General features: G+C 68.9%; 17 protein-coding genes. 3 read left to right on the top strand and 14 right to left on the bottom strand.

Annotated elements, in window-relative coordinates; translation table 11 throughout:
- Window positions 1-1509 precede the first annotated feature (1509 nt).
- The gene (locus tag ACFYYH_RS08730; protein WP_388547731.1) at window positions 1510-1722 is read left to right on the top strand and encodes a DUF397 domain-containing protein; all 213 of its coding nucleotides are present in this window, start codon (window positions 1510-1512) and stop codon (window positions 1720-1722) included.
- A gap of 285 nt (window positions 1723-2007) precedes the next feature.
- The gene (locus ACFYYH_RS08725; protein WP_388547728.1) at window positions 2008-2805 is read left to right on the top strand and encodes an SAM-dependent methyltransferase; all 798 of its coding nucleotides are present in this window, start codon (window positions 2008-2010) and stop codon (window positions 2803-2805) included.
- A 21-nt stretch (window positions 2806-2826) separates the two neighbouring features.
- On the opposite strand, the gene ACFYYH_RS08720 is transcribed toward ACFYYH_RS08725, so the two are convergent.
- The 10 genes from ACFYYH_RS08720 to ACFYYH_RS08675 all read right to left on the bottom strand — a co-directional run bounded on the left by ACFYYH_RS08720 (window position 2827) and on the right by ACFYYH_RS08675 (window position 11366).
- Complete coding sequence (locus ACFYYH_RS08720; protein ID WP_388547726.1) at window positions 2827-3810, bottom strand: helix-turn-helix domain-containing protein; 984 nt, start codon at window positions 3808-3810, stop codon at window positions 2827-2829.
- 500 nt (window positions 3811-4310) lie between these two features.
- Window positions 4311-4742 carry a hypothetical protein gene (locus ACFYYH_RS08715; RefSeq protein ID WP_388547723.1) on the bottom strand — a complete coding sequence of 144 codons (432 nt, stop codon included), beginning with the start codon at window positions 4740-4742 and terminating at the stop codon, window positions 4311-4313.
- 79 nt (window positions 4743-4821) lie between these two features.
- A complete protein-coding gene (locus ACFYYH_RS08710; protein ID WP_388547722.1) occupies window positions 4822-6570 on the bottom strand; it encodes a relaxase/mobilization nuclease domain-containing protein in 1749 nt (582 codons plus the stop codon).
- Window positions 6570-7028, bottom strand: coding sequence for a MobC family plasmid mobilization relaxosome protein (locus ACFYYH_RS08705; RefSeq protein ID WP_388547720.1), 459 nt, complete (start codon window positions 7026-7028; stop codon window positions 6570-6572). The genes ACFYYH_RS08710 and ACFYYH_RS08705 overlap by 1 nt, the downstream gene beginning before the upstream one ends.
- A gap of 203 nt (window positions 7029-7231) precedes the next feature.
- Window positions 7232-7456, bottom strand: a complete 225-nt coding sequence (locus ACFYYH_RS08700) for a hypothetical protein (RefSeq protein WP_388547717.1) — start codon at window positions 7454-7456, stop codon at window positions 7232-7234.
- A 104-nt stretch (window positions 7457-7560) separates the two neighbouring features.
- Entirely contained in the window at window positions 7561-8628 is a 1068-nt protein-coding gene (locus ACFYYH_RS08695) for a DUF2637 domain-containing protein (protein ID WP_388547715.1), read from the bottom strand.
- Window positions 8625-9191 carry a WhiB family transcriptional regulator gene (locus ACFYYH_RS08690; RefSeq protein ID WP_388547712.1) on the bottom strand — a complete coding sequence of 189 codons (567 nt, stop codon included), beginning with the start codon at window positions 9189-9191 and terminating at the stop codon, window positions 8625-8627. Before ACFYYH_RS08690 ends, ACFYYH_RS08695 begins: the two co-directional genes overlap by 4 nt.
- 120 nt (window positions 9192-9311) lie before the next feature.
- Entirely contained in the window at window positions 9312-10019 is a 708-nt protein-coding gene (locus ACFYYH_RS08685) for an ATP-binding protein (RefSeq protein ID WP_388547710.1), read from the bottom strand.
- Window positions 10019-11035 carry a hypothetical protein gene (locus ACFYYH_RS08680; RefSeq protein WP_388547708.1) on the bottom strand — a complete coding sequence of 339 codons (1017 nt, stop codon included), beginning with the start codon at window positions 11033-11035 and terminating at the stop codon, window positions 10019-10021. The genes ACFYYH_RS08685 and ACFYYH_RS08680 overlap by 1 nt, the downstream gene beginning before the upstream one ends.
- 1 nt (window position 11036) lies before the next feature.
- Window positions 11037-11366, bottom strand: a complete 330-nt coding sequence (locus ACFYYH_RS08675; protein ID WP_388547706.1) for a transcriptional regulator — start codon at window positions 11364-11366, stop codon at window positions 11037-11039.
- Window positions 11367-12864: 1498 nt separating this feature from the next.
- Here ACFYYH_RS08675 and ACFYYH_RS08670 point away from each other — a divergent pair.
- Entirely contained in the window at window positions 12865-13587 is a 723-nt protein-coding gene (locus ACFYYH_RS08670; RefSeq protein ID WP_388547703.1) for a helix-turn-helix transcriptional regulator, read from the top strand.
- 122 nt (window positions 13588-13709) lie between these two features.
- Here ACFYYH_RS08670 and ACFYYH_RS08665 read toward each other — a convergent pair whose 3' ends face one another.
- The 4 genes from ACFYYH_RS08665 to ACFYYH_RS08650 form a co-directional block, all read right to left on the bottom strand.
- On the bottom strand, window positions 13710-14816 hold the full coding sequence (locus tag ACFYYH_RS08665; protein ID WP_388547701.1) for a hypothetical protein: 1107 nt from the start codon (window positions 14814-14816) through the stop codon (window positions 13710-13712).
- Window positions 14817-14914: 98 nt separating this feature from the next.
- Entirely contained in the window at window positions 14915-16996 is a 2082-nt protein-coding gene (gene fxlM / locus ACFYYH_RS08660; protein ID WP_388547699.1) for a methyltransferase, FxLD system, read from the bottom strand.
- A 24-nt stretch (window positions 16997-17020) separates the two neighbouring features.
- The gene (locus ACFYYH_RS08655) at window positions 17021-18283 is read right to left on the bottom strand and encodes a lanthionine synthetase C family protein (protein ID WP_388547697.1); all 1263 of its coding nucleotides are present in this window, start codon (window positions 18281-18283) and stop codon (window positions 17021-17023) included.
- Window positions 18280-21219 (bottom strand): lantibiotic dehydratase, encoded by a 2940-nt coding sequence (locus ACFYYH_RS08650; RefSeq protein WP_388548110.1) that lies wholly within the window; start codon window positions 21217-21219, stop codon window positions 18280-18282. Before ACFYYH_RS08650 ends, ACFYYH_RS08655 begins: the two co-directional genes overlap by 4 nt.
- Window positions 21220-21343 lie beyond the last annotated feature (124 nt).

Below are 21343 nucleotides of genomic sequence, written 5' to 3'. Positions count from 1 at the left end.
GTGCGGCAGCCGGCACCCGAGGCTGTGTAGGTCCTTCGCCACCTCTCCAGGTAGGTTCCGGCGAGCGCGCCGTCGAAACCCATGACTATCAGGCCCTGCTCGACGCTGGGGTAGATAGTCCGCTGCGGGGTGGCGATCATGCCTGGCTTCAGGGCCGCTACAAAATCCGGTTCAGATCAATCCCCTGGTCGAATGCCGTCTGTGTTGCCCCGGGCCGCCGGGCGGACGACCCGGGTGTCGGCGCGCTCGACCCGAAGGGTGATTGCGGACGGCGCGCTCGAAGGTGCGGGCGGCTGCACCCGACGTCCGGTTCTCAGCTCAGAGAGCCCAACTCGGACAAGCCGAACGTACGGCCCGAGGCTGACGCCACCCACGCAAGGGGTACGTCCCTGTTTCGGCCTCGATAATTCGTCATCGCGCCCGACGGCGTGCCTGTTCGTCTTCCCAGACGCGTAATAGGAGCTGAGGGTCCGCTCCACTGACGAGCGCGTAGCGGAGCGTAAACAGCCGGCTGGGGAAGGCGTTGCCGGAGAGGACGTCAGTCACGTACGTAAGGTCGGAGTCGGTCTCCCGTGCCAGCACCTCGGGCGTCAAGCGAGCCTGCAGACGGATCTGATCCAGGACAAGTCCGATGTGTACCGAGAGACTTCCAGTGGGACGCTGAGACTGGTACATGGTGGCTCCGGGGGCAGGAGGGTCACGAAATGCCTGGGCGCTGCTCAAGGCAGCGCCCAGGGAGTTACTAGGACTGGCTCGGCCCATGGGCGGAGTCGTGCCGTTTCACGCACATGCCCAAGAGAGCCACGGTCACAGCCGTGTTCAGCCAGGTCTCAGGCTGCTGGACCAACAGCGGCCCCACGCTGTGGCTGGCCAGGAGTTGCAGGCAGTCCGCGAGGCAGGGCGTGCACAGTCGCGCCCATGGCGTGGGGCGAGGTCGGGCATGCCTTGGTTTGCGGCGTCGTCGGCGCGGGGAAAGCCCCACCACGTTCTCCTTCGAGAGTCGTCGACACGGGGCCCCGGCTGAGGCTCTCAACTTCAACACCGGGGTCCTGATGCCGCTCAGCTCAATTGCTGAGCGCGGTCGACGTTAAGCGGAGCGTGTCGATATTTCCCGGGCTGTTTCCACGTCTGCGCTCACGAACGGGCCACAGAGGGAGGCAGGTTCACTGCCTTCGCCTCCGCGCAGTACTACCTCCTCCACGCACTCTCCCCGTACGACCATCGGAAATCTCCCTGGTGAGAGGCTCTTAGAGGGGTGGCTTGCGGACACTGTTCCCCTGCCTGCGCGACCTGCCGACCAGAGTCTTACGGGGCGTCGCGAGGTGCCCGACAGCACGATGAACACGTAGGCGCCGGGGCAGCACTTGCACGTAGTGCCGACGGTGGAATCCAGACATTCTCCCCCAACCTTGCATACATGCTCGGCAGGGCGGTGATCCTCCCTTGGTCGGGTCCAGATGCAATTGCATCTCGACGACGGGGAGTTCATTCACCGCAGGAGGTAGTCCGGTGAGGAAGCCGACGAGTGCTATACGACCTACGGGTGTCGTCTGGCGAAAGAGTTCACACAGCCTTCCCGAGGGGGCATGCGTTGAGATCGCACAGCCGTTCACAGGGGAGGTCTTCTTCCGCGATTCGAAGGTCCGACGCAGTCCGGTCGTGACCGTGTCCCACTCCTCTGCTGCAGCCTTCGTGTCGGCGTTGGTCTCAGGCAGCATCTGAGGCGATGCCGGCGCACCGCCGCGCAGAGCGTGTGTGCTTCTGCAACTTCATAGCCGTTCACATGGCCCACTAGCGCGCAGCGGGTCCGGGCCTGCTGCGCGCTCATTTCATAGCTCGCTTGTGACACACCGGCAAGAAGGTCGTTCAGCTCTGGACATCGGCGATAACCGACCAGCAGGCACGGGAATAATGCAAGTGCATCCTGCCGCCCCGCACGAGCAGCAGGACACATCAATGAACCGGGGGACCACAGTGGGAGACCAGCCCGCACCCGAACAGGGACGCATGGAAGTGGACTTAGGGCAGGACCGGGCCCACAGTGCGCGGATGTACGACTTCTACCTCGGCGGAAAGACGAACTACGCCGTGGACCGAGAGGTGGCCCAGGAGGTCATCAAGGCGTTTCCTGCGGTCGAGACGGTGGCCCGCGCGAACCGTGCCTACATGCACCGCGCCGTGCGGTATCTGGCACAGCGGGGAGTGCGCCAGTTCATCGACGTGGGCACCGGCATACCCACCGCACCAAACCTCCACAATGTGGTGCAGGCAGTCGACCCGGAATGCCGGGTCGTCTACGTGGACAACGATCCGATCGTCCTGGTCTATGCGGATTCACTGCTGTACGGAACCCCTGAGGGACGGACTGGCTACGCGCAAGCCGACGCCACGAGGCCAGATGAACTTCTGGCCGCGGTGAAGGCCGAGGACATCATCGACTTCGACCGCCCCGTGGGCCTGTCCCTACACGCCCTACTGCACTTCGTGCCCGACGAGCAAAATCCGTACGACCTCGTGGCCCGCCTCCTGGACCAGTTGCCCGCCGGCTCTTATCTGAGCCTGTCCCACTGCACCGGCGACTTCGCCCCGGAAGCATGGCAGACCATCGTCGAGACGTACTCGCAGCGGGGAACCCCTCTGCAGGTGCGCTCCCGGGGAGAGGTTCTACGCTTCTTCAACAACCTGGATCTCGTTGAGCCCGGGGTCGTCCTGGCGCACGACTGGCGCCCGGAGCCCGGGAGTGGCCCCAGTCTCGTCAGCAACGCACAGGTGTCCTTGTACGCAGGTGTGGCGCGCAAGCCGTGACCGAGGCCGCGGGAGCGGGCGTCAGCGGTAGTAGCCGGACGCCAGCAGATCGCGGAGCTTCTGTGTCGTCTTACCCTGCGTCAGGGAACGGGCACGGAGAACGTCGAACGTCCTCACCCTACGGTCTACAGAGTCCATGTCCTGGATGACCAGGCCACCGTCGAAGTTTTCGGAGTAGGCGATGGTGGGGAGCAAGGTCTCCGCGAATTCGAAGATGGTGGTGGGCCCGAGTTCCAGAGGGAGGTTGGGGCGGTTCAGCTCGGCGAGCCGGAGCTGGAAGCGACCGTCCTCACCCAAGTCGATCAGATGCTCAACTTGTCGGCGCATGATCTCCGCATTGCCGACGGTCCGCCGGACTGCCGCCTCATCGATCACACAGAGTAGCTCCTTGCCAGGCGACTCGGCGAACTTGGCCTGCCGCTCGCTGCGGAGCTGCGCCAGGGCGGTGTGTTGACTCCGCGGCCCTCGTCCCCGTTCGATGAGCGCCCGAGCGTATTCCGGAGTCTGCAGCAGCCCGTGCAGGTACAGGGGCTCGTAGGACCTGATGCGCCAGGCCATGTCCTCGAAGCTCACCACGGCCTGCAGGTACCGGGGCGCGATCCCTGACCACGGCTTCCACCACATGGGCCGGCTGGTGATCTGTACCAGTTCGCGAAACGGCTGTTGCTCACTCGCATCGTTCATCTCGTACAGCGAGAAGAAAGCCAGCAGGTCTTGTTCCTTGACCTTGACCTGGCCGCTTTCGATTCTGCTGGTCTTCGACAGCGACCAACCCAGGCGCCAGGAGACCTCCTTTTGCTGCAGCCCCACGGCTTCGCGCCGACGGCGCAGTTCCTTGCCTAGCACCATGCGAGGAGCGGACGGTGCCGCCTCATTCTTCAGGAATCGGACCCGGGGGCTGGACTTCTGCCCGACACTATCGTCAGGTTCCTCGGCGCCCGCCAACTGCTGGCCCACGTCAACTCCTCGATAACCAGTGCGCTCAGTGATGTCTTCGATGCTCATAGTGCACGACGACTGGTCTCCCGGGCTGAGTATCGTAAGAAAGTCCTATATCACCCATCTGGGTGTCCTGAATATGCCGTTGGCCCATCCGCTGCCATCGCCGGTAGTTCTCCCCGAGAGTGATCACGGTGGCCAGCTCGTGGCGAGCGAGCTGATGCTCCATCGCGCACGCGAAGGTCGCTTGGGCTCAAGGTCATCAGATGGTGGATCAAAGTTGGTTCCAGTCCGCCAGTACTGCAGCCCTCGGTCAGGGGCCGCGCGTCGCGGGCCGGCAGATCATCACAGGAAAGATCTTCAAGCTCCACGCTGGCGTTGCCTGCATGATCTACCGGAACACCCTGAGCATAGAAGGCGGCACAGCCCGCTCCCGGCTCCGGGGCCGATTCCCAAAGGACCACGGCAACCGCGGCTGACCGTCGTACAGAACAGAGGGGTGTCACCGCCATGCGGTGGCACCCCTCTGTGTTCGGTGAGGTTCATGGCCCAGGCTCGTCGCTCGCCTACTCCAGGTAGGTGCCGGCGAACGCGCCGTCGAAGCCCATGGCGATCAGGCCCTGCTCGACGCTGGGATAGATGGTCCGCTGCGGGGTGGCGATCATGGCGTCGTAGTCGGCGCGGGTGATCTCGGGCTCCAGCCACTGGTTGCTGCAGCGGCAGCGGACCCAGACGTGGCGTCCCTGGTTGATCAGGAGCCAGTCCCGGCGTGCACGGCAGGCTGAGCACCTCACGGGGATTCCGCGCAAGGCCAGTTCCTGCGGGTGGGTGAGACAGCGGGCGCCGCTGGGGCCGTCGGGCGGCTGCGTCTCGTACCGGAGCTGCAGCAGTGGATCGTCGGCGAGGGGGATGGAGGGCAGGGAGGGGGCCGGCTCTGCGGTGCGGTCGGTCAATCTGGGCACGAGCGTCATCTCCCGGTCGAGGGCCTTCTCGTTCATCCATAACAGCCGGTGAATCCGCTTGTCCAGAGGTTTGCTGCAGTCCGGTCGGCCGGGAGCCAGCCTGCCGCACTGCTGGTCAGCGGCGCGGCGGCCGGTTGTGCGGGTCCGGTGGGGCGGGCCGAGCCGTAGTCGCAGGGGTGGGTCGTACGCCGGTCCGGTTGGCCGGGGCATTGGGGCTGCCGGTGCCGGATGTGGAGCGGCTGGTGTCTTCCGGGTGTGCGGGGAGGTGGGCGAGTCGGCGCAGTCGCCAGACCAGGACGTCGTTCACGTCCTCGGCCGTGTCCAGTTCGCGCAGGGTGACGGCCTTCCGCAGGAGGGTCTCGGGGTCGTGCCCGGCCTGTTCGGCCTGGGCGAGGGTGGCGGCGAGAGCGTAGTGGGTCGGTTCGGCCCCTGCACGGGTTCCGGCCTCGGGCAGGGCAGCCCGGATGGCGGCTTCATACCGTCGGCGTTCGGGTTCGGGCAGGGTGTGGCCTTGGGCGCGCAGGGTTCGCATGGGTGCGGTGGCGGCCTGGCGGTAGGCGGCACGCAGGTGCTCGGCGGCCTGCTGGGACGCTGCGGCCTGCTGGGCGTGTCCGCGGGCGGAGTGCCAGCGGACGGCGGCGATAGTGACGAGGACCAGGGTCGACAGGAGCATGGCGGTGGCGCCGCCGTCCTCGCCTCGGCCGAGTGCGCCGCCGGCCTGGATGATGCCCCGGGCCGCCGAGCGGATGGCTCGGGTGTCGGCTTGTCCGGCGCGGATGTGGCTGCGGGTGGCGCGTTCGAAGGCGCGGGCGGCGGCGCCCAGTTCGGCGCGGGTCGCTGCCGGGGAGGTCTGGGCGAGGGCGTCGAGGAGTTCGCCGACGCCGACGAGCTGACCGGCAGCTTCGTCGTCGTCCTCGTCGAGTGCTGTCGCGGCGCGTTCGGCGATAGTGGTGACCCGGCGCCGCTGGTGTGCCGGCGCAGACCAGCCCGTACGGGCCTCGCCCGCATCATCCTGCATGACGGGTTCGGGCGTACCGTCGGCCAGGCGGCGGCGGATCTTCGGCAGGGACAGGTCGGGGGCGAGGGCGGAGCCCGGGAACCAGACGGGTTCGCGGTCGCGGTTACGGTCGCCGGGCAGCGCGACGCTGTAGCCGAGCACATCGCCGGACGGCGCGTGCCGCAGCCTGACGCGCACGCCCGCCTCACGGAGCCGGGTGAAGAACTCCTCTTCACCGGCCGCACCGGCGAGGGACTGGCGGACTGCTGTGCGCAGTGTCTCGCGCGGGGTCTCGGGGCGGCCGGTGCGCTCGGCCTTGAAGCGCTCGGCGCTGGTGGGCGCCTTGGCTCCGGTGCCGTCGCCAGGCTTGAGCTGCCGCAGGCCCATCTCCTGTTCGATGCGGCGGCATTCGGCCTGGGCTTTCTTGAAGTCGTAGTTCATCCGGGGTCGGCGTAGGTCGCCTCGGACCATGGTGGCCAGGATGTGGATGTGGTCGTCCGCGTGGCGTACGGCGACCCAGCGGCAGCCGTCCGGATCGCCCTGGGGTACGAGGTTGACGGCTTGGACCAGGCGGCGGGCGACGGTGTTCCACTCGTCGTCGCTCAGGAGCCGGTCGCCGGGGTCGGTACGGACCGAACAGTGCCAGACGTGCTGGGCCGGAGCCCTGGTGCCGGCCTGCTTAACCCGCAGATCGAGGGCTGCGGCGAGGCGTGCGAGGGTCGCCTCGGGGTCGCGGCCGGGGTCAGGCGCGAAGCCGTCCCAACTCCCGACGAGATGGGGATCGGTGTGCTCGTCGCGCTTTCCGGGCCCGTACAGGTAGGCGAGCAGGCCATGGGTGCGCGAGCCGCGCCGGATCTTGGGGACCATCACAGGCGCTTCTTCACCAGGGAATCGGCCGCGTCATCGACGCGCGCCAGGACGCGAGTCAAGGCCGTGAGCGCACGGTCGAGTTCGCCGGGACGGGGCCGTCCCCCGGCGTTGTGGACGTAGGCGATCTGATTGATGTTGTTGCCGATGCGGGAGAGGGCGGTGCGCAGGGCGGCCAGCTCGTCGATGGCAGCGTCGAGCTGCTCGTTGGTCTGCGTTGCAGTCGTACCGCGGGCGGCGGCGAGGCCGGCGGCGGCGAGGAACCGGGCAACGGTGACGGCACGCTGTTGGGCCGCGCCGGCAATCTCGGTCTTCTCGGTGTCGGACAGGCGGGTGGTCGTCTTGTGAGTGCGCTGGCTCGGGTTGCGGGCGCGGCGGCGTGGCGTGCGGTCGGGGAAGGCGGGCGGGCTCGGAGTCGGCTGCTCGCGCGGTGCGCGGGCATCTGCTTCTCCCTCCACGGCTGGCGCCCCCTGGTGCCGGGGGTCCGGCTGGTTCCCGTGCGCCCTCGCTCGGGAACCAGCCGGACCTCCCCCGCCCTCCTGGGCGGGGGCAAGTGCGTGCGACGGGCCGTAGGACCGTCGTATGCGACAACTTGCTCCGCCAGGAGCCGCCTTTGACTCACGCGAAGGTTCGGAGGCAGTGGCCGCCGGGTCGTTGGCGCTCAACGGCCTGTCCCCGTGTCCTGCTGGTGGACGTCGCGCAGGATGTCCTCGATCCAGTCCATGGCCAGGACCGGGTGGTGCAGAGTCCACGGGCCGCCGTGTGAATGGCGCTGCACGGTCCACGTGCCGTCGGTAGCGGATTCGGCATGGTGGAGGTAGCCGCGCTGGTGCAGGACAGCGAGCCAGGAGTCCACCTCAGCCGCAGTAGTGGGGTTCGTGCGCATGATGGTGCTCTCCGGTTCGCTTCAGAAAGTCTTGGGGCTCGTGTCTGGGGGCGGGTGACCGGTCGAGAACTTCCGGCATGGTCACCCACTCCTGTGGGGTCCGGTCAGTCCCGGGAGGAGGTGACCGGCTGTCCGTGCTGCTTGCGGAGCTGGACCATCAGGGCGGTCAGCGTGTCGCTGGACAGCGGGATCTGCTGACCGCGGATCGCCTGCGCGACCACCTTCCGGGTCAGCTTGTCCTCGGCCCTGACCGCCGACCGGGCGATCTCCAGCAGCTCCTCGGTGTCCGGGTCTGACCGCCGGTCACTGGCCGTCCGGCTGTCCTGGTCACTGACCGGCGGCGGAGTGACCGGCCGGTCAGTGACCGGCGGAAGGCTGTCCCGATGGCCGGGGACCGGATCGGTGGTGGTTGGCCGGTCACTGACCGCCGGGAAGGTGTCCGGCTGTCCGACCAGGTCAGCGGCCTCGGGTCCCCGGTCACGGTGACCGGTGTCCCGGCGGGCGGCACCCGCCGGGACACCGTCCCGGGCCAGTGTCCGGGTGTCCGGAGTCTGCTTGTCCAGCGACAGCCGGGGCCGCCCGGTCAGCGCGGTCACCGGCTCTCCGGCGCCGAACTGACCGGGCAGCGGCTGCTGCTGACCGGCCCGGTCAGTCCAAGTGACCGCGACGCGCTCAGCCTGACCGGAGTGACCGCCCTGAGCGAGGTCATCGCGGTCAGGGCGATCACTGTCCTTGACCGGCCCCCGGGCGATGAGGATGTAGAGGTGGACGGCTCCGGCCAGGGCCAGCGGCGCGAGAGTGGACAGGACGGCAACCACCGTGTCACCGAGGCGCAGCGCGTTGGCGAAGGCCGTCTGCTGGTTGAGGCGGACCGCGTGCAACGCGTTGGCCCAGATGCTCGCGGTGGTGGCCGTGCCGAACAGGAGCCATACGTACGCGCGGGCCCGCAGCGGGGCGGTGCGCAGGACGAGCAAGGCCCGTACGCCGTAGGCGATGAACCCGTCGATCACCAGAGGGAAAAGGTAAGTCAGCGGGCCCCGCACGTGGATCGCGACGGCCATCTGCTGGAGGGCGTCGTACGACAGGGCGCAGCCTGCCGCGCCCAGGGCCACGATGGCAGCGCGGTCCCAGCCGGTGATGTGTGCCGGTATCGGCGCTGTGGTGCTGGTCACGCCGCCGTCCCGAAGTCGTCCCGGCGGAGACGCTTGCCGTCGGCCTCGGGAGGCGGAGGGTTCTCCCGGCTCTGCTCCACATCGCGGTTGCGCAGAGCACGGCGGATCTCGCGGTACTGCTTCTTGGCGTATTCCTCGGTGACCTTCAGCAGCCGGGCCAGGTGCTGCTCGGTGAGGCCGTGGCGGTAGGCGGCGTGGATGACCGCGCGGCGTTCGGCATGGGTGAGGTGGATGTCGCGTCCGGCGAGGGTGGCGTTGACCCGGCTGTAGTCGAGGCGGGTGGCGAGCTTCGCGTGCAGCGGCGCGCGTTCTTCTTCGGTCATGCCGCCTCGGATGCCGTGGGCGTCGTTGTTCTCCAGGGCGGCGTCCAGGCAGGTGCGCTGGACCGGGCACTGGCGGCACAGTGCCTTCGCGGCGCGGATACGGTCCATCTCGTCCGGCTCGGGGAAGAAGATCTCCGGATCCACCGGGTGGTACTCCGTGCTCTGGCAGACGGCCTGGTCCTGCCAGGTCTGGTCGCCGAGCGAGCGGTGGCGGGCCGGGCCGTTCGTCGTGGTGCTCATGCGGGGTTGCTCCGATCGCTCTCCGCGCGCACGGGGCGTCGGCGGAGGAGTGCACTGGGTCGGGAGGTACTCGGGGTGCGCCGAGGGCGCACGGGGCAGGCGCGGCGGCGGCCTGCTGGGTCAGGCGGCGGCGCGGAGGCGTCTGCGGTCCACCGGCTCGAACTCCACCCGGGCGGTCATCTGCGCGAGCCGGGAGGCGACCCGGTCGCCGAGATAGGCGCGCAGATCCCCGATACCCAGGTTGGTGGTGACCAGCGTGGGGAGCATGTGGTTGTACCGGCGGTTGACCAGCCGGTAGGTGATCTCCTCGGTCCAGTCGCTGGCCTTGGCAGCGCCGAGGTCGTCGAGGATCAGCAGCGGACACCGGCTAACCACCGCCAGCTCCCGCTCGCTGTCCGTCCCGGGCCGGGGGCGGAGTTCCGCGTACAGGTCCGCGGCGGTGACCGCGCGCCACCGCACCCCGATGCCGGCCCCGGCAAGGGCGCGGACCGCGCCGTACGCCTGGTGGGTCTTGCCCGCGCCGACCACCCCGGCCATCAGCAAGCTCGGGCCGGTGGTCAGCTGCCGACGTGCTCCCCGGCTCGGGGCGACGGCCTGGCGGGCGACGTCGCGGATCCAGTCCAGGACCTGGGGGTGGTCGGCCACCGCACCCCGGTAGCGCGGGGGCATCCCCGCCGACAGGGCATCAAGGGCGGAGACGCGCTCGGGCTCGTCGGCCAAGGCGACGACGGCTGCCGGGGCGATGTTCCGGGAGGCCAGGATCCGGGCCATCCGGTCCAGGGCACCCCCGGCGCCGAGGGTCTGCGGGTCGCGGGTACGGGTGCGCATCACAGCTCCTCGGCGTAAGCGGCGGCATCGACCGGGGTGGTCCACGCCTGGTGAGCGGGCACGGTAGACCGCGATCCCGGCCGCGCAAAACCGGCGGCGGGAGCGTTCATGGCGTCGTTGACCAGGCTCGGCAGGCGACTGGGGTGGCCCTGGATGTCCGTGAAGCGCTTGAGTCCGGCGCGGACGTGCTCGGGGGCGATGCCCTCGCCGAGGAGCTTCTTGGTAATCCGCCCGAGGTGCCCGATCACGTCGCCCGGCGGGCGCTCCTGGCACGAGGCGACGTACTCGCCGACCAGTTCCTTCGCCGAGACGGTGGCATCGGGCGCTGTGCGCCCCGTAGGGAAAGAAGATCCAGGATCCAAGATCCTAGATCCAGGCGCCGAGCCCTCCCCGACATTTCGGGGAGCCTTCGGGGAGTCCTCGTCGAGTGCCGTCTGACCTGGGGTTTTCTCGCCACTGTGGTCAGGGGTGCCGTCGAGGCTGACAGGGGCGTCCCACTGGGCGGCCGGGGGCCCGCCTCGCGGTGCGGGGGGCGTCCGTGCGGGCTGTGCGGGCAGATCGAGGGCTCGGGGAGTGTTCGGCGAAGCCTCGGCGAGCCCTCCGAGAGGCGCGGGCGACACCTCGGTGTGCCTGGCGCAGGTGTCCTTGCAGGCACCGCACCGGTCGGCTGTCTGGTGCTGCGGGCACGAGGACAGCCGGGACTGGCTGGGCTTGTCGATCTTCTGATGCTCGGACCAGGTCACGACATGGAGGTAGCGGCGGCCGTCGCAGCCGGTGTACCGGCAGACCAGTCCCGCGTTGGCGAGCTGCTGGAGGTCGTCCTCAACGTGCACCGAGGTGTGCTCGGCGCGCAGCGGCCAGAGCAGCCCGGCGATGATCGCCGCGTTGTCCCGGTGACGGCCATGGTCATCGGCCTGGGTGAGCAGGCCGAAGAAGGTGCGCTCCGCCTCGACGCTCACCTCGGCGAGCGACTCGGAGAAGAACGCCTCCGGCTTAATGGTCCGTATCCGTGCCATCTCAGCGCCCCCGACGAGAGGCGGCGGAATCGCTGCGGGTGAGGACCGCCGAGGCGAGGTCGAGGGTGTGGGGCCGGGTCCAGTCGGCATCCGGCCACACCCGCACAATCCAGCGGGCCGCGACCGTGGCCTTCGTGCGGCTGAGTTCAATCGGCTGCCCCTCCGCGTCCCAGACGCGGGCGTGCGGGTGCGGCCAGACCACCTGGGGGTCCCGGAGGCTCACGCGGACGGTGGCCGCGCCGGGGATCATGTCGGCAAGCTGGAGGGCGAGGCGGCGCCGGCGGTCGGCGTTGTTCGGGCAGGCTGGGGTTCCGCTCAGTATGACGGGCATGCAATACTCCGTGATTTGTAGGAGCGCGGTGCGGCTGTTCTCGTGGAAAAGCCCAGCCGCCCGCGTAGTTGTGAATCGGTGCTCTTCGGACACCGGTCCGGCGCCCAGGAGTTGGTAGCTCCCGGGCGCCGGTCTCATTTCAGCCCCGGCCTGGCGCGGCGCGGCTCCTGTGACTGGCGGCCATGCGTGGCGGTAGGGCGTTCATCCCGTTCTCCCCCTCGTCATTCGGTCAGAGCTGCGGCGGGTCGTCCGTCGAGCGACCAGCACCATATGCACGCGCTCGGCAAAGATCCACCCCCTTCCCAGGCACCGCGCGCACATCGCCCACAAGCCGCGGAAATAGGCCGACCGCGCCTCTGTATGAGGCAGGTTGGGACGTTCGGCCCTTTGCACGGGGCGGTCGGCATGCCAGACTCCTCTGAAGTAACGCCACTTCGCTGCACCCCCTTACCGACACAGCGTCAAAGTCCTTAGTTTTCACCGGAATTGCTAACGATTCATCGAAAGCGGTGCCGCCCGGCGCAGCCGGGCACCGTGTGGCTGCGGAGGCTGGCGAGTCCGGCAAGCGACCTGGACAGAGAGGTACACCGTGGGGCCCGCCGGCGCTCCCGGTGGCGGCTCTTCTTTCCGTCTCTCTGGCCCGATTCGCCAGGCAGCTAGCTGGCGAAGCATTGGCCACCTTGGTGGGGGCTCAGCGTCTGCTAAGCGATGGGCGACAGTCCGTGGACTTGGGGAAGACCATCGGCAGACAAGGCAAGAGGAAATGTCGGCCACATCGCACGCGCGCCCGCGACATCCGGTGTCCATCTCCCACAGCGCAACGGCCGTCCAGGTCACCGCTCGCATTACCCCTCCCCCCTGCGAGGCGATTCCTGCCTGCAGACGTGAAACACCCTCTGAGATTTAAGCCCCACCAACCGTCCACGTCAATGAGAATGCAAAACGGTCAATACGACCTCAGATGAGCGAGTGCGGCATCGACACCAACCCATCACGACCCCTTAACCCCCTTGCAAGCAAAGGCGTTTACTCCCCAACCAACCGGAAACACCAGCACTTCCGGGCCCGCATGGAGCAGCCATTTGGGGGCTGGATCAAGATTCCCTCTCCGAATTCCTATCCCGCAAAGTTTTGCGGGTGAATCGGAGCCGCAAAAAAGTGCGGCCGGTTTCGTCCTCCTTAAATCCCTTCGCCCTGATCCCGACCCCACAGAAGGTTGAACGCTGCACAGATCGGTGGCACCGAGCGCACACCGACCATCCCCACCCGGGCCGCTGGCGCCAGGCAGTCCACGCGCACGCTTGATAATGTCGATTTAGAGACATCAGGGCCTGTTCTCACAGTCGGCCCAGTTGCGACGCCGTGCGACGAACACGGAGGAGTCCCCATGCCTGGGCCCGACGAAGAGCCGCTCACCCCAGGTCAGCTCATGGGCCTGGCCGGCCTACTGCGCGCCTGGCGTGCCGCCGCCGGGGAAAAGCGGGGGCTGGGGCGGCCGATGTCCCAAGAAGAAGTGGTGGCCGGCCTAGGTCATCGCGGACTGCGCTGGTACCAGGCGCTCGAAAGCGGAGCCAGGCCGAAGCTCGACCGGCCGGTCATCGACGCCCTCGCGCAAGTACTGCTCCTGGGCCGCGACGAGCGCGCCGCCCTGCATCTCTATGCCCTTGACGGTGATCTGCCCACCATTCCAGCACCGCGCGCCGACGACCCCACACGCCGAGCAGTCCAACTGCTACTCGACCGGCAGATGCCCCTGCCCGCCTTCGTCACCGACTCCGTCTGGAACATCGTCGGCTTCAACGACGCCATGGCCTCCTGGTGGCCCTGGGTACAGCAGCCCGACGCGAATTTCATGCGCTGGGCCCTGCTCACCGAGGAAGGCCACACCCAGTACGTCGACTGGCATCAGCACGCAGCCGAGTACATCGCCATGCTCCGCCTCGCCAGCGCCCGCCATCCGCACGACATCGACCTTGCCCGGCTGATCAAGGAAGTGCGCCGCGCCCCGGACTGCGACGCGATCTGGATATCCAGCAGCGCCATGTCAGGCAGCCGCGACGGAGCACACCACCGCATGGTCATACCCGCCCTGGGCCCCGACATCGTCGAAGTCGTCAGCCACGTCCTCCGCCCCGGCGCCCTTCCCGACTGGCAACTCACCATCGTTAGCTGGGCACCCGACAACGAGCCGGGCACCCAGCCCACCAGCCCGCCGGAATAACAAGCCCCCCGGCCGTCCCGTCCTCGCGTCCACGGCCAAAACAGCGGGTCTTGCCGCAAGCTATCGAGGTCCCCGTTACTCCGCCCGGTTGCTGCGGGGGCTGAGGTAATTCCGAAACACCTTCACTGCCCGAAGGATGCAACGCTGTCCCGGATGACACGGTCGCTGACGTGCAGAGCGGCATGCAGCTCGTCGTACAACTCGTCGGGAAAGGCCGCCGCCCCGAGGGCGCAGGCGAGGACGAGTTCACGGCAGTCCTGTGTCTCCCGGTTCGAGGCGAGAGCGGTGAACAGAGGGTGAGCCAGGCTCTCGCGGGCGGCGTGGCCGTCGTTCGCTTCCGTCGTCCGGCGGTGCAACTCAGCGACGACTCGCCGCGCGGCTGGGTTCTCGGCGGAACCGATGACGTCCAGGACGGTGAGGCCGAGCCGGGCGTCGAAGACGTTCATGCCAGGTTCGACGCCCCGTCCGAGATAGTGACTCACGAGGTCTGACACCTGGTGCTTGACCAACTTCTTCGCAGCACAGTGGCATAGGGCAGTCAGGCAGGCGGTAACGGCTTGCTCCCACGGGTCGCCGGGTGTCGTCTCGGCGAGAAGGTGTTCGGCACGTTCCATGTGGCCGGTAGTCATTGCGGCAAGCACGGCGACTTGGCGGCCGTCAAGCATGCGCTGGCCTACGCCACGGTGTTGCTCGATGTGGCGGAGGGCTTCGGCCCATCGGCCGGTGGCGGTAAGGGTGCGGGTGCCGTCAGCAAGAAGCACGCGCCACAGCCACGCGCGTACCTTCTGGCGGTCTTCTGCAGTCGCGGTGAGGTTGGCGGGGACAGTGATGCCTTCGAACTGCGCGGCTGTTCCGGTGTCGACCGCTTCGTACAGATCGAGGAGTCGCTGGCGGCCGTCGTCGGTGTGGCCGGCCCGAATCTGCAGGCGGGCAAGGTTGACTATTGGTTCGAGGCCGCGGATCGCGCTCATTCCGGGTAGCGGGCAGGCGTCGAGGTAGGCGTCGGCGTGCTGGTGGCACATCTCGCGGGCAAGGCCGGGAAGCCCGAGGTCGGAGGCGACGAGCGCGGCCTGGTTGTAGACGGCCGAGCCCAGTACCTGGTCGCCTTTCGCTCCCGCCGTGCCGGCCAGGTCGACCAGAGCGCGCACACGCGCGGGCAGCGGCAGGCAGGCGGGGCGGAAACGGGCGACGAGTGGGAAACGCTTCGCTATAGGGCCGTGCGGGTCCATGAGTTTCCTCGGGGGACGACGCTGGTGGACGGCGTGACGAGCGGGCGGTGCCCGTCGGCCTGGCCGACGGGCACCGTCTTCTCACGAGCCGATCGGTGTCACTGCCAGTTGACGACGACGCGATTCAGCGGGGTGTCGAGTGTGAAGCGGCCGGGGACGATCTCAACAGGGGCGGCGTCGAGGGGCTGCAGTTCAAACGTGGCTTCGCGGTTGCGGTATTCGCGGTCCCAGGTGCGGATCGCATCGGCGACTTGGCTGGTCAGCTCGTCGCTGCCGTGCCCGTGACCGATAACGCCGAACTCCCACAGCTTCCCGCCTTCGGGCGTCTTCTTCTCCGACAGGCGTCGGGCGAGATAGGTGACGGCGCCCTTGTCGACCACCGCGGTCGACGAGGGGTATGGGTCCTCTGTGAGCAGTGTTCCCTTTGCGGCCTGCGGGAACAGCATCCGGATCAAACCGGACGGCAGACTGCAGGAGACGAACAGTTCCATCCACTCCGGCGACTCCATGGCGCGAACCGTCATGCCGGTCCACTCCTCGGTGCGCGGCTGGTTCAGGACGCCGACCAGGGCGTCGGCATCGATGTACTGCCCGGCGGGAGCTTGGAGCCGTACGGCGCCGTCCGTGCTCAGCGGGACGACGCGACGGTCGTCGTCGGCGATGCCACGCCGCAGAGGCATGAACGTGTTCATCTCACTGCCGAGGGAAACCCATCGGCCGTCGCGGCACTCGTAGACGATGGATCGGGACACGCTGCCCTTGAGTCGCTGGGGAACCACAAGTCGGCCGCCGGGGGCGAGCTGGTCGAGCCAGGCGTGCGGGATGCCGTGGGCACCGACGGTGGCGATGATCCGGTCGTACGGTGCTCCCTCAGCGTGACCGACGGCCCCGTCACGGGTCAGCGCCTCCACGTTGGTAATGCCAGCGGCGGCGAGGTGCGCGCGGGTGCCCTCCACGAGGTCGTCGTCGACGTCGATGGTGGTGACGTGTCCGCTCTCGCCTACGAGGTGGGCGAGGAGAGCGGCGTTGTAGCCGGTGCCGGCACCGAGTTCGAGGATGCGCTCGCCGGGCTGGGCTTCGAGCTGGTCCAGCATGAGGGCGACAACGCCAGGCTGGGAGGCGCAGGAGATCGAGGTGCCGTCGGTGTCGTACTTGATGTTCACCGGCGCGTTGGCGTAGGCGTCCCCGAGCGACGCCTCGGGCACGAAGGTGTGGCGGGGGACGGTGCGCAGCGCCGTCTCGACGGCAGGCGCGAGGGCGTGCCCTTCTTTCTGGATCTGGTCAACCAGAGCGTTGCGGAGTTGTTCGGCGTCGGCCTCGGGGGTGGCGATCGTGTCGGTGTTCACCGCGCTGACGCTATCGGTCTCGGGGGTTTCTCCGGCCGCTGGCGCGGTGTTGTCACTCGATCCCATGACTACCTCTCGTGCGATGTGGGACATGGCGTGCTGGTCGTCCCGGGGGAGGCCGGCACGGTTGGCGTGAAAGATCAGGTGGTGCGCGAGGACGGCGCGCAGACCGCGGGTGAGGCGCCCACGGGTGGCGAGGGAGGCGAGCGTCGCGCCGACGCGCTCGAAGGCGGCCACCCATTCGCTGTGTCCGTCGAGCGGGCCGCCGGGCCTGCACAGACTGCGGGCGTCGGTGGTCATCAACTTGCGCATCGCGGAGGCCAAGGCAGCGGCGCGCTTGGGGGCGAGCGGTTGGCCGGCTGGTCGGAGGGCTGCGTACTTCGCCCAGACGTCGCCCTGCTCGAACCAGTCCAAACCGGCGGCGCGCATCATCGCGCTCACCATGAGGACGGCTGTCTCCCGGCGGCCCAGGCTCCCCCCGCCGGGCTGGGTGAGCAGGTGGCGGCTGTCGTGGTGGAAGAGATCGTGCGCGGCGTCCATGGCTGCTTCGCCGCCAAAGGCGGTCGTCTCCGGCTCGTAGATGCCGGACAGCCATTCCACGACCTTGCCTTCGTCGACGAGGTCGTTGAGCAGCCCTTCGACGATATGCGAGGCCGGACCGTCGCTGCGATACCGCAGCGGCCATGGCTGCTTGTTCATGAACCACCAGCCGGTGAGCTGCCCTTCGGCCTCCGCAGCGAACAGGGCCGGGCCGAGGCGTTCGGCAATGACCTCCTGGGCGGTCCTGCGTTCGGGGAAGACGATGTTGTGCTGGTGCCAGCCGTTGGGGGGCATCCCGCGTCCTTCGGTCGGTGGTCGTCAAGCGATGAGCAGGCAGGCGTCCCAGGCGGATCGGGGCGGCGCGGCGGTGCTGGGGGCGAGCAGGGCCAGAGCGATTCCGGCGGCGCCGTCGAGCAGACCCGGGCCCCCGTCCTCTAGGAGTCCCGTGGTGGCTGTCACGGGGTCGGTACTCGGAGGGTGGACGGTGGCCAGGAGCACAGGGATCACGCCCCGGAGCTGCCCGATCGTGGACGGATGGGCGTCGGCAGCCACACGCTCGACGACGTGGGCGAGCCCGGCAAAGCCATGACACAGGCCCATGTCAGTGGTTGCGGTGAGCTGGGCGGAGTCGGTAAGGGCGGCCACAAGGGCTTTCTCCGCGTCGACTTGGCCTGCGGTGTCACCAAGGGCGAGCGCGGCGAGTTGCCGGGCGCGCGCCAGGCCGGCGGTGCCGTAACACCACGACGGGCGGCGCGGGGCGGACGGATCGGCCCGGCCGGTGCGTAGTTCCTCCTGGGTGACCCAGTACGGCCAGGCGGGGCCGGTCTCCTCCTGCCAGCGGTCCAGCCACGCCAGGATCGTGCGCACTGCCTCATGGTGGCCGTCCACGAGGGTGCCGTGCCGGGCAGCGAGGGACAGCAGCGCGAGGATGGAGCCGATGCCGTGTGCCATACCGTTGTTGGCGTGTCCACCAGGGAATCGGCCGTCCGGGCGACCCGAGGGTCCTGTGCCGGTCCACCAGCCCGGCCGGGGCTCGCCGTCGTGGGAGATGGGTTCGGTGAGGCGCACGCAGTAGTCCAGGACGGTCCGTAGGGCGGTGCTGCCGGGGTTTCGGCGCAGGAGGTAGGCGCCGTAGCCGGACAGACCGCGGATCGCGTCGAACTCGGCCAGGGCCGGGAGGTGTCCCGCGTCGATGCGGCGGTGCGCGGCCCCGAGTCGGCGACAGACATCCGCGGCCATCTGCCTGTCCAAGAGGTCCAGGGCGCGCTGGTAGGAGCCAGGAAGGTGGTCGGCCGCGCAGGCGAGGGCGTGAGCGAAGGCGGGAGCCCCGTAGAAGAGGTGGCTGTCGGCCCCGCTGGTGAACGGTGTCCGAGAGGCGGCGGCAAGCCAGTCGTGAGCACGCTGCCATGGGCCCAGGTCGAGCGCGGCCCGTTCGATGTGCAGCAGGGCGATGCCGGGAAGACCATGGGCGAGGGACTGCCGGCGCCAATCCGTAGCCCGGGGCCCGATGGGTGCCGTGTCGGGGTGGGTGAGGCGGTCGGCGACGGCGTCGACCAAGGCGAGGGCCGGGTGCGCGGTCAAAATGTCCTCCCGGTCCAGGCCAGGGCTGCGGCACGCGCGAGGTAGAGACAGATCGCTTCCTCAGGGAAGTTCACGGCGACGGCGCGCACGAAGTGGACATGCAGCAGGGAGGTCAGGACGTCGTCGACGGCGATGCCCTGGGTGTCCGGCCCCGGCAGGTGCGACCGATAGGTGGCGAGGGCCTCGTCGCGGGCGGACCAGGCCGACACGATGCTCTTCCCGCCGGCCTCTCCTCGCAGCGCCGCCCAACTGTCGCCGGGGTCGGCAAGCCGTACGGCCTCGGTGAACTGCGGGCGGGGAACCGGCTCGGGGGCGCCGGCCGGAATGTGGTCGATCAGCCAGCGCATCCCGGCCTGAGTGCTGCCGAGGAACGCCGTGGTGATGGCGACGGTGTGGGCGACGACCAGCGAGCGCTGGTGCGGGCGCTGCGGCTGAGAGAGCTGGGTCAGAATCACGCGCGAGTCTGTACGGAAGACCTCCTCGGCCGCCTCCCAGGCCGCGCCGGACCCCCAGCGCCCCATCTCGCGGAAGGACGTGGGGTAGCGCAGATCCGCCAGCAGGCCGACGTTACGCAGTTCGTCAGCCCAGGTGCTCACCGTGCGAGCCGTCTTGTCGAAGGCGTTCTCGTGCGGCAGGGCAATGCGTACGCGCAGATGCTGGTCGGGGTCGCGGAAACGGATGAACCACCACGCCGGGTGGCCGAGTCGTTCGAGTAGTTCGGGCAGGTGCTTCGTCAGGATCGCGTCCTGTCGGCGCACGTCTCCATACAGATTGGCGAGCAGCACCGTTGACGCGGCCGGGGTCTGCACCTGGTCGCGGCTGATGGTCCGTGCCGTTGTGGGCGCGGGAAGGCGAGGCCAGGCAGGCGGCTCGACGGCTTTGAGCGGCACGACGACTTCGTGCGGTCGGCCCCCGCACCAGCCGAGCGCTCCGGGCCTCCCATTTTCTGTAAGGACCGCCAGCGCTCTGCGGTCCAGATGGTTCCGGAGCAGCGCGCGGTGGCCGGTGTGGTCGAGGTCGAGCACCAGGCGCCGGTCGTCCTCGACCAGAGCCACCCGCGCGGGCAAGCGTCGGCTGGTCCGCCAGGCCGTCAAGGCATCGTCCCACTCCGCCCACGGACAAGCGCGCCCGGGAAGGTCGGCCGCTTCCAGCCGCCACCGCGCCGGGGACAGGATGGTCCGTCCGTACCGCAGGCGGGGCAGGAACGGCATGGTGCGAGCCGCGCCCCAGTCGAACGTCGTCACCTGGGCGCACTGGGCACGCCCCAGCTCGGTCAGGAGGCGGACCAGGGGCGGGGTGTGGGTGCGCAGGTTCAGCGCGTGCATTCCCACGGCCTCAACTCGGTGGCCGCGTTCCGGGGCGGCGAGGTACATCCGGCGACCGTCGCAACCGACCGCCAGGTCTTCGACGGTCAGTACGTCCTCTGCGGCGTCGCGGTGCTCCTCCAGACTGATGACGAGGGAAAGCACCTGCGGGGTCCGGGTGACGTGGGCGCTCTCCGGCAGTAGTGGAGGGAAGGAGATCTGTGCGGCCCGGGTGTTGTCGTCGGCGGTCGGCAGGTCGGCCAGCTCCGCGACGAGTGCCGTGCGCTCCGCCGGTCCCAGCACTCCGAGGAACCGTCCGACGCTGACACCGGCCCCGCGGGACACGCTCACGACTTCCAGCCGGAAGTCCCCGCGCTCCAAGTCCTCTGTGCCGGCCGCGTGCACGCTGACGCCGACCTCCAGGTGCGGCGGTACGCGGACCTGCTCGGGCCCTCGCTCCAAGGCCGCAATCATGGCCTCGTCCAGGACCACCTCGTCGTGGCCGTCGAGCGCGGCGCGCTGCGCCAGCCGAACGAGGGCTTCATCGCGTTCCGAAATCCGGGGGCGACGCTCACCGGTCACCCCCGGGTAGCCGTCGGGGTAGCCGATTCCGCTGTCCGCCACTACGTCCCGCAGTGGCACCATCGATCCGATGCCGAACTTCTCATAGAACCGCTGGTGATATGCCTTCCACGCTTCGGTTCCGTACGGAGCCGGACTCACACGTGCCAGAGCCAGGGCCGCACTCTCGACTTCGCTGGCGACCGCCGGAGGGAGGGAGACCGCAGCGTCCAGCCGCAAGTCGACCGCGAGCGGGTGTCGCCGAAGGCCGGGCACTTGGGCTCGCATCCGCGTGGCCACGGCTTCCCGGTCCGAGCGGGCCGAGCACTTCGTCAGGCTGGCGTGGATCGCCCGCAGTTCGCGGACAAGTCCAGCGATCGAGGCCACGCTGTCGGCGGCCACGGCAGCGAGTCGGGTCAGTAGAAAGCCCAGGGCATCGGGCTCGGTGGCCGGCGCCCTGAGACTCGTGATCAGAACGCGGTACGAGATGAGTTCAGTGATCAGCTTCGCGGCCTTCTCCGGGCCCGCCGCTGGAAAGTCCGCCAGGAGCTTCGCCGCGACGGCACCAAAGGGCACCGGGGTTCGCGCCGCGGTGAGCACTGCGGCCACCGGATCGGTCAGCGGCAGCGAAGCCTCCACAGCCCGCGTCCGCTGCTCCTGGACGTTCGGCTGATACGGAACGATCAGCCGGTCCCCGCGGGTCATCAGGGTGTCGTTGGCCATCACAGGAAGGCGCTCCAGCAGTGGGGGGCAGCCCTCCAGGCGTGCCACGATCGCCGTCAGCCATTCGGCAGACGCGCGTGCCGTCACGGAATGCCCAGCCCCCCACTCGGCGCGCGCAGGTCCGTTGAGCGCGGTCGTGGTCACCCCGGCGAACAAGCCGAAGGGGGTGGGCCGGCTCCTCGCCCGCAGCAGGTAACGGGCCACGGAGAGCACAGCTCGCTGTACGTCTCTGCCTCGTGGCGCCTCGGCACTGCAAAGTGCCTGGATATGGGTGGCGAGGTCCGGGCTGGCATGGTGCAGGCTCTCGCTGATGTCGTCACTTCCCGACACCGCTCGCAGCCATGCGATCTGGGAGGCCGTGCCCGCAGGGGAACGATCGTTGAGGTCTGGCCACGGAGGTAAGGACGACTTGGTCTGGGCGACGGCGCGCACGAGGGCGGTTCGGCCGGATCGGAATGCAGTCACCGTTACC

This window comes from Streptomyces sp. NPDC002018 (assembly GCF_042890865.1).
In the GTDB taxonomy this organism is placed as follows: domain Bacteria; phylum Actinomycetota; class Actinomycetes; order Streptomycetales; family Streptomycetaceae; genus Streptomyces.
Note: the sequence above shows the minus strand (reverse complement) of the source record. Positions and strands in the feature narration are given on the sequence as shown.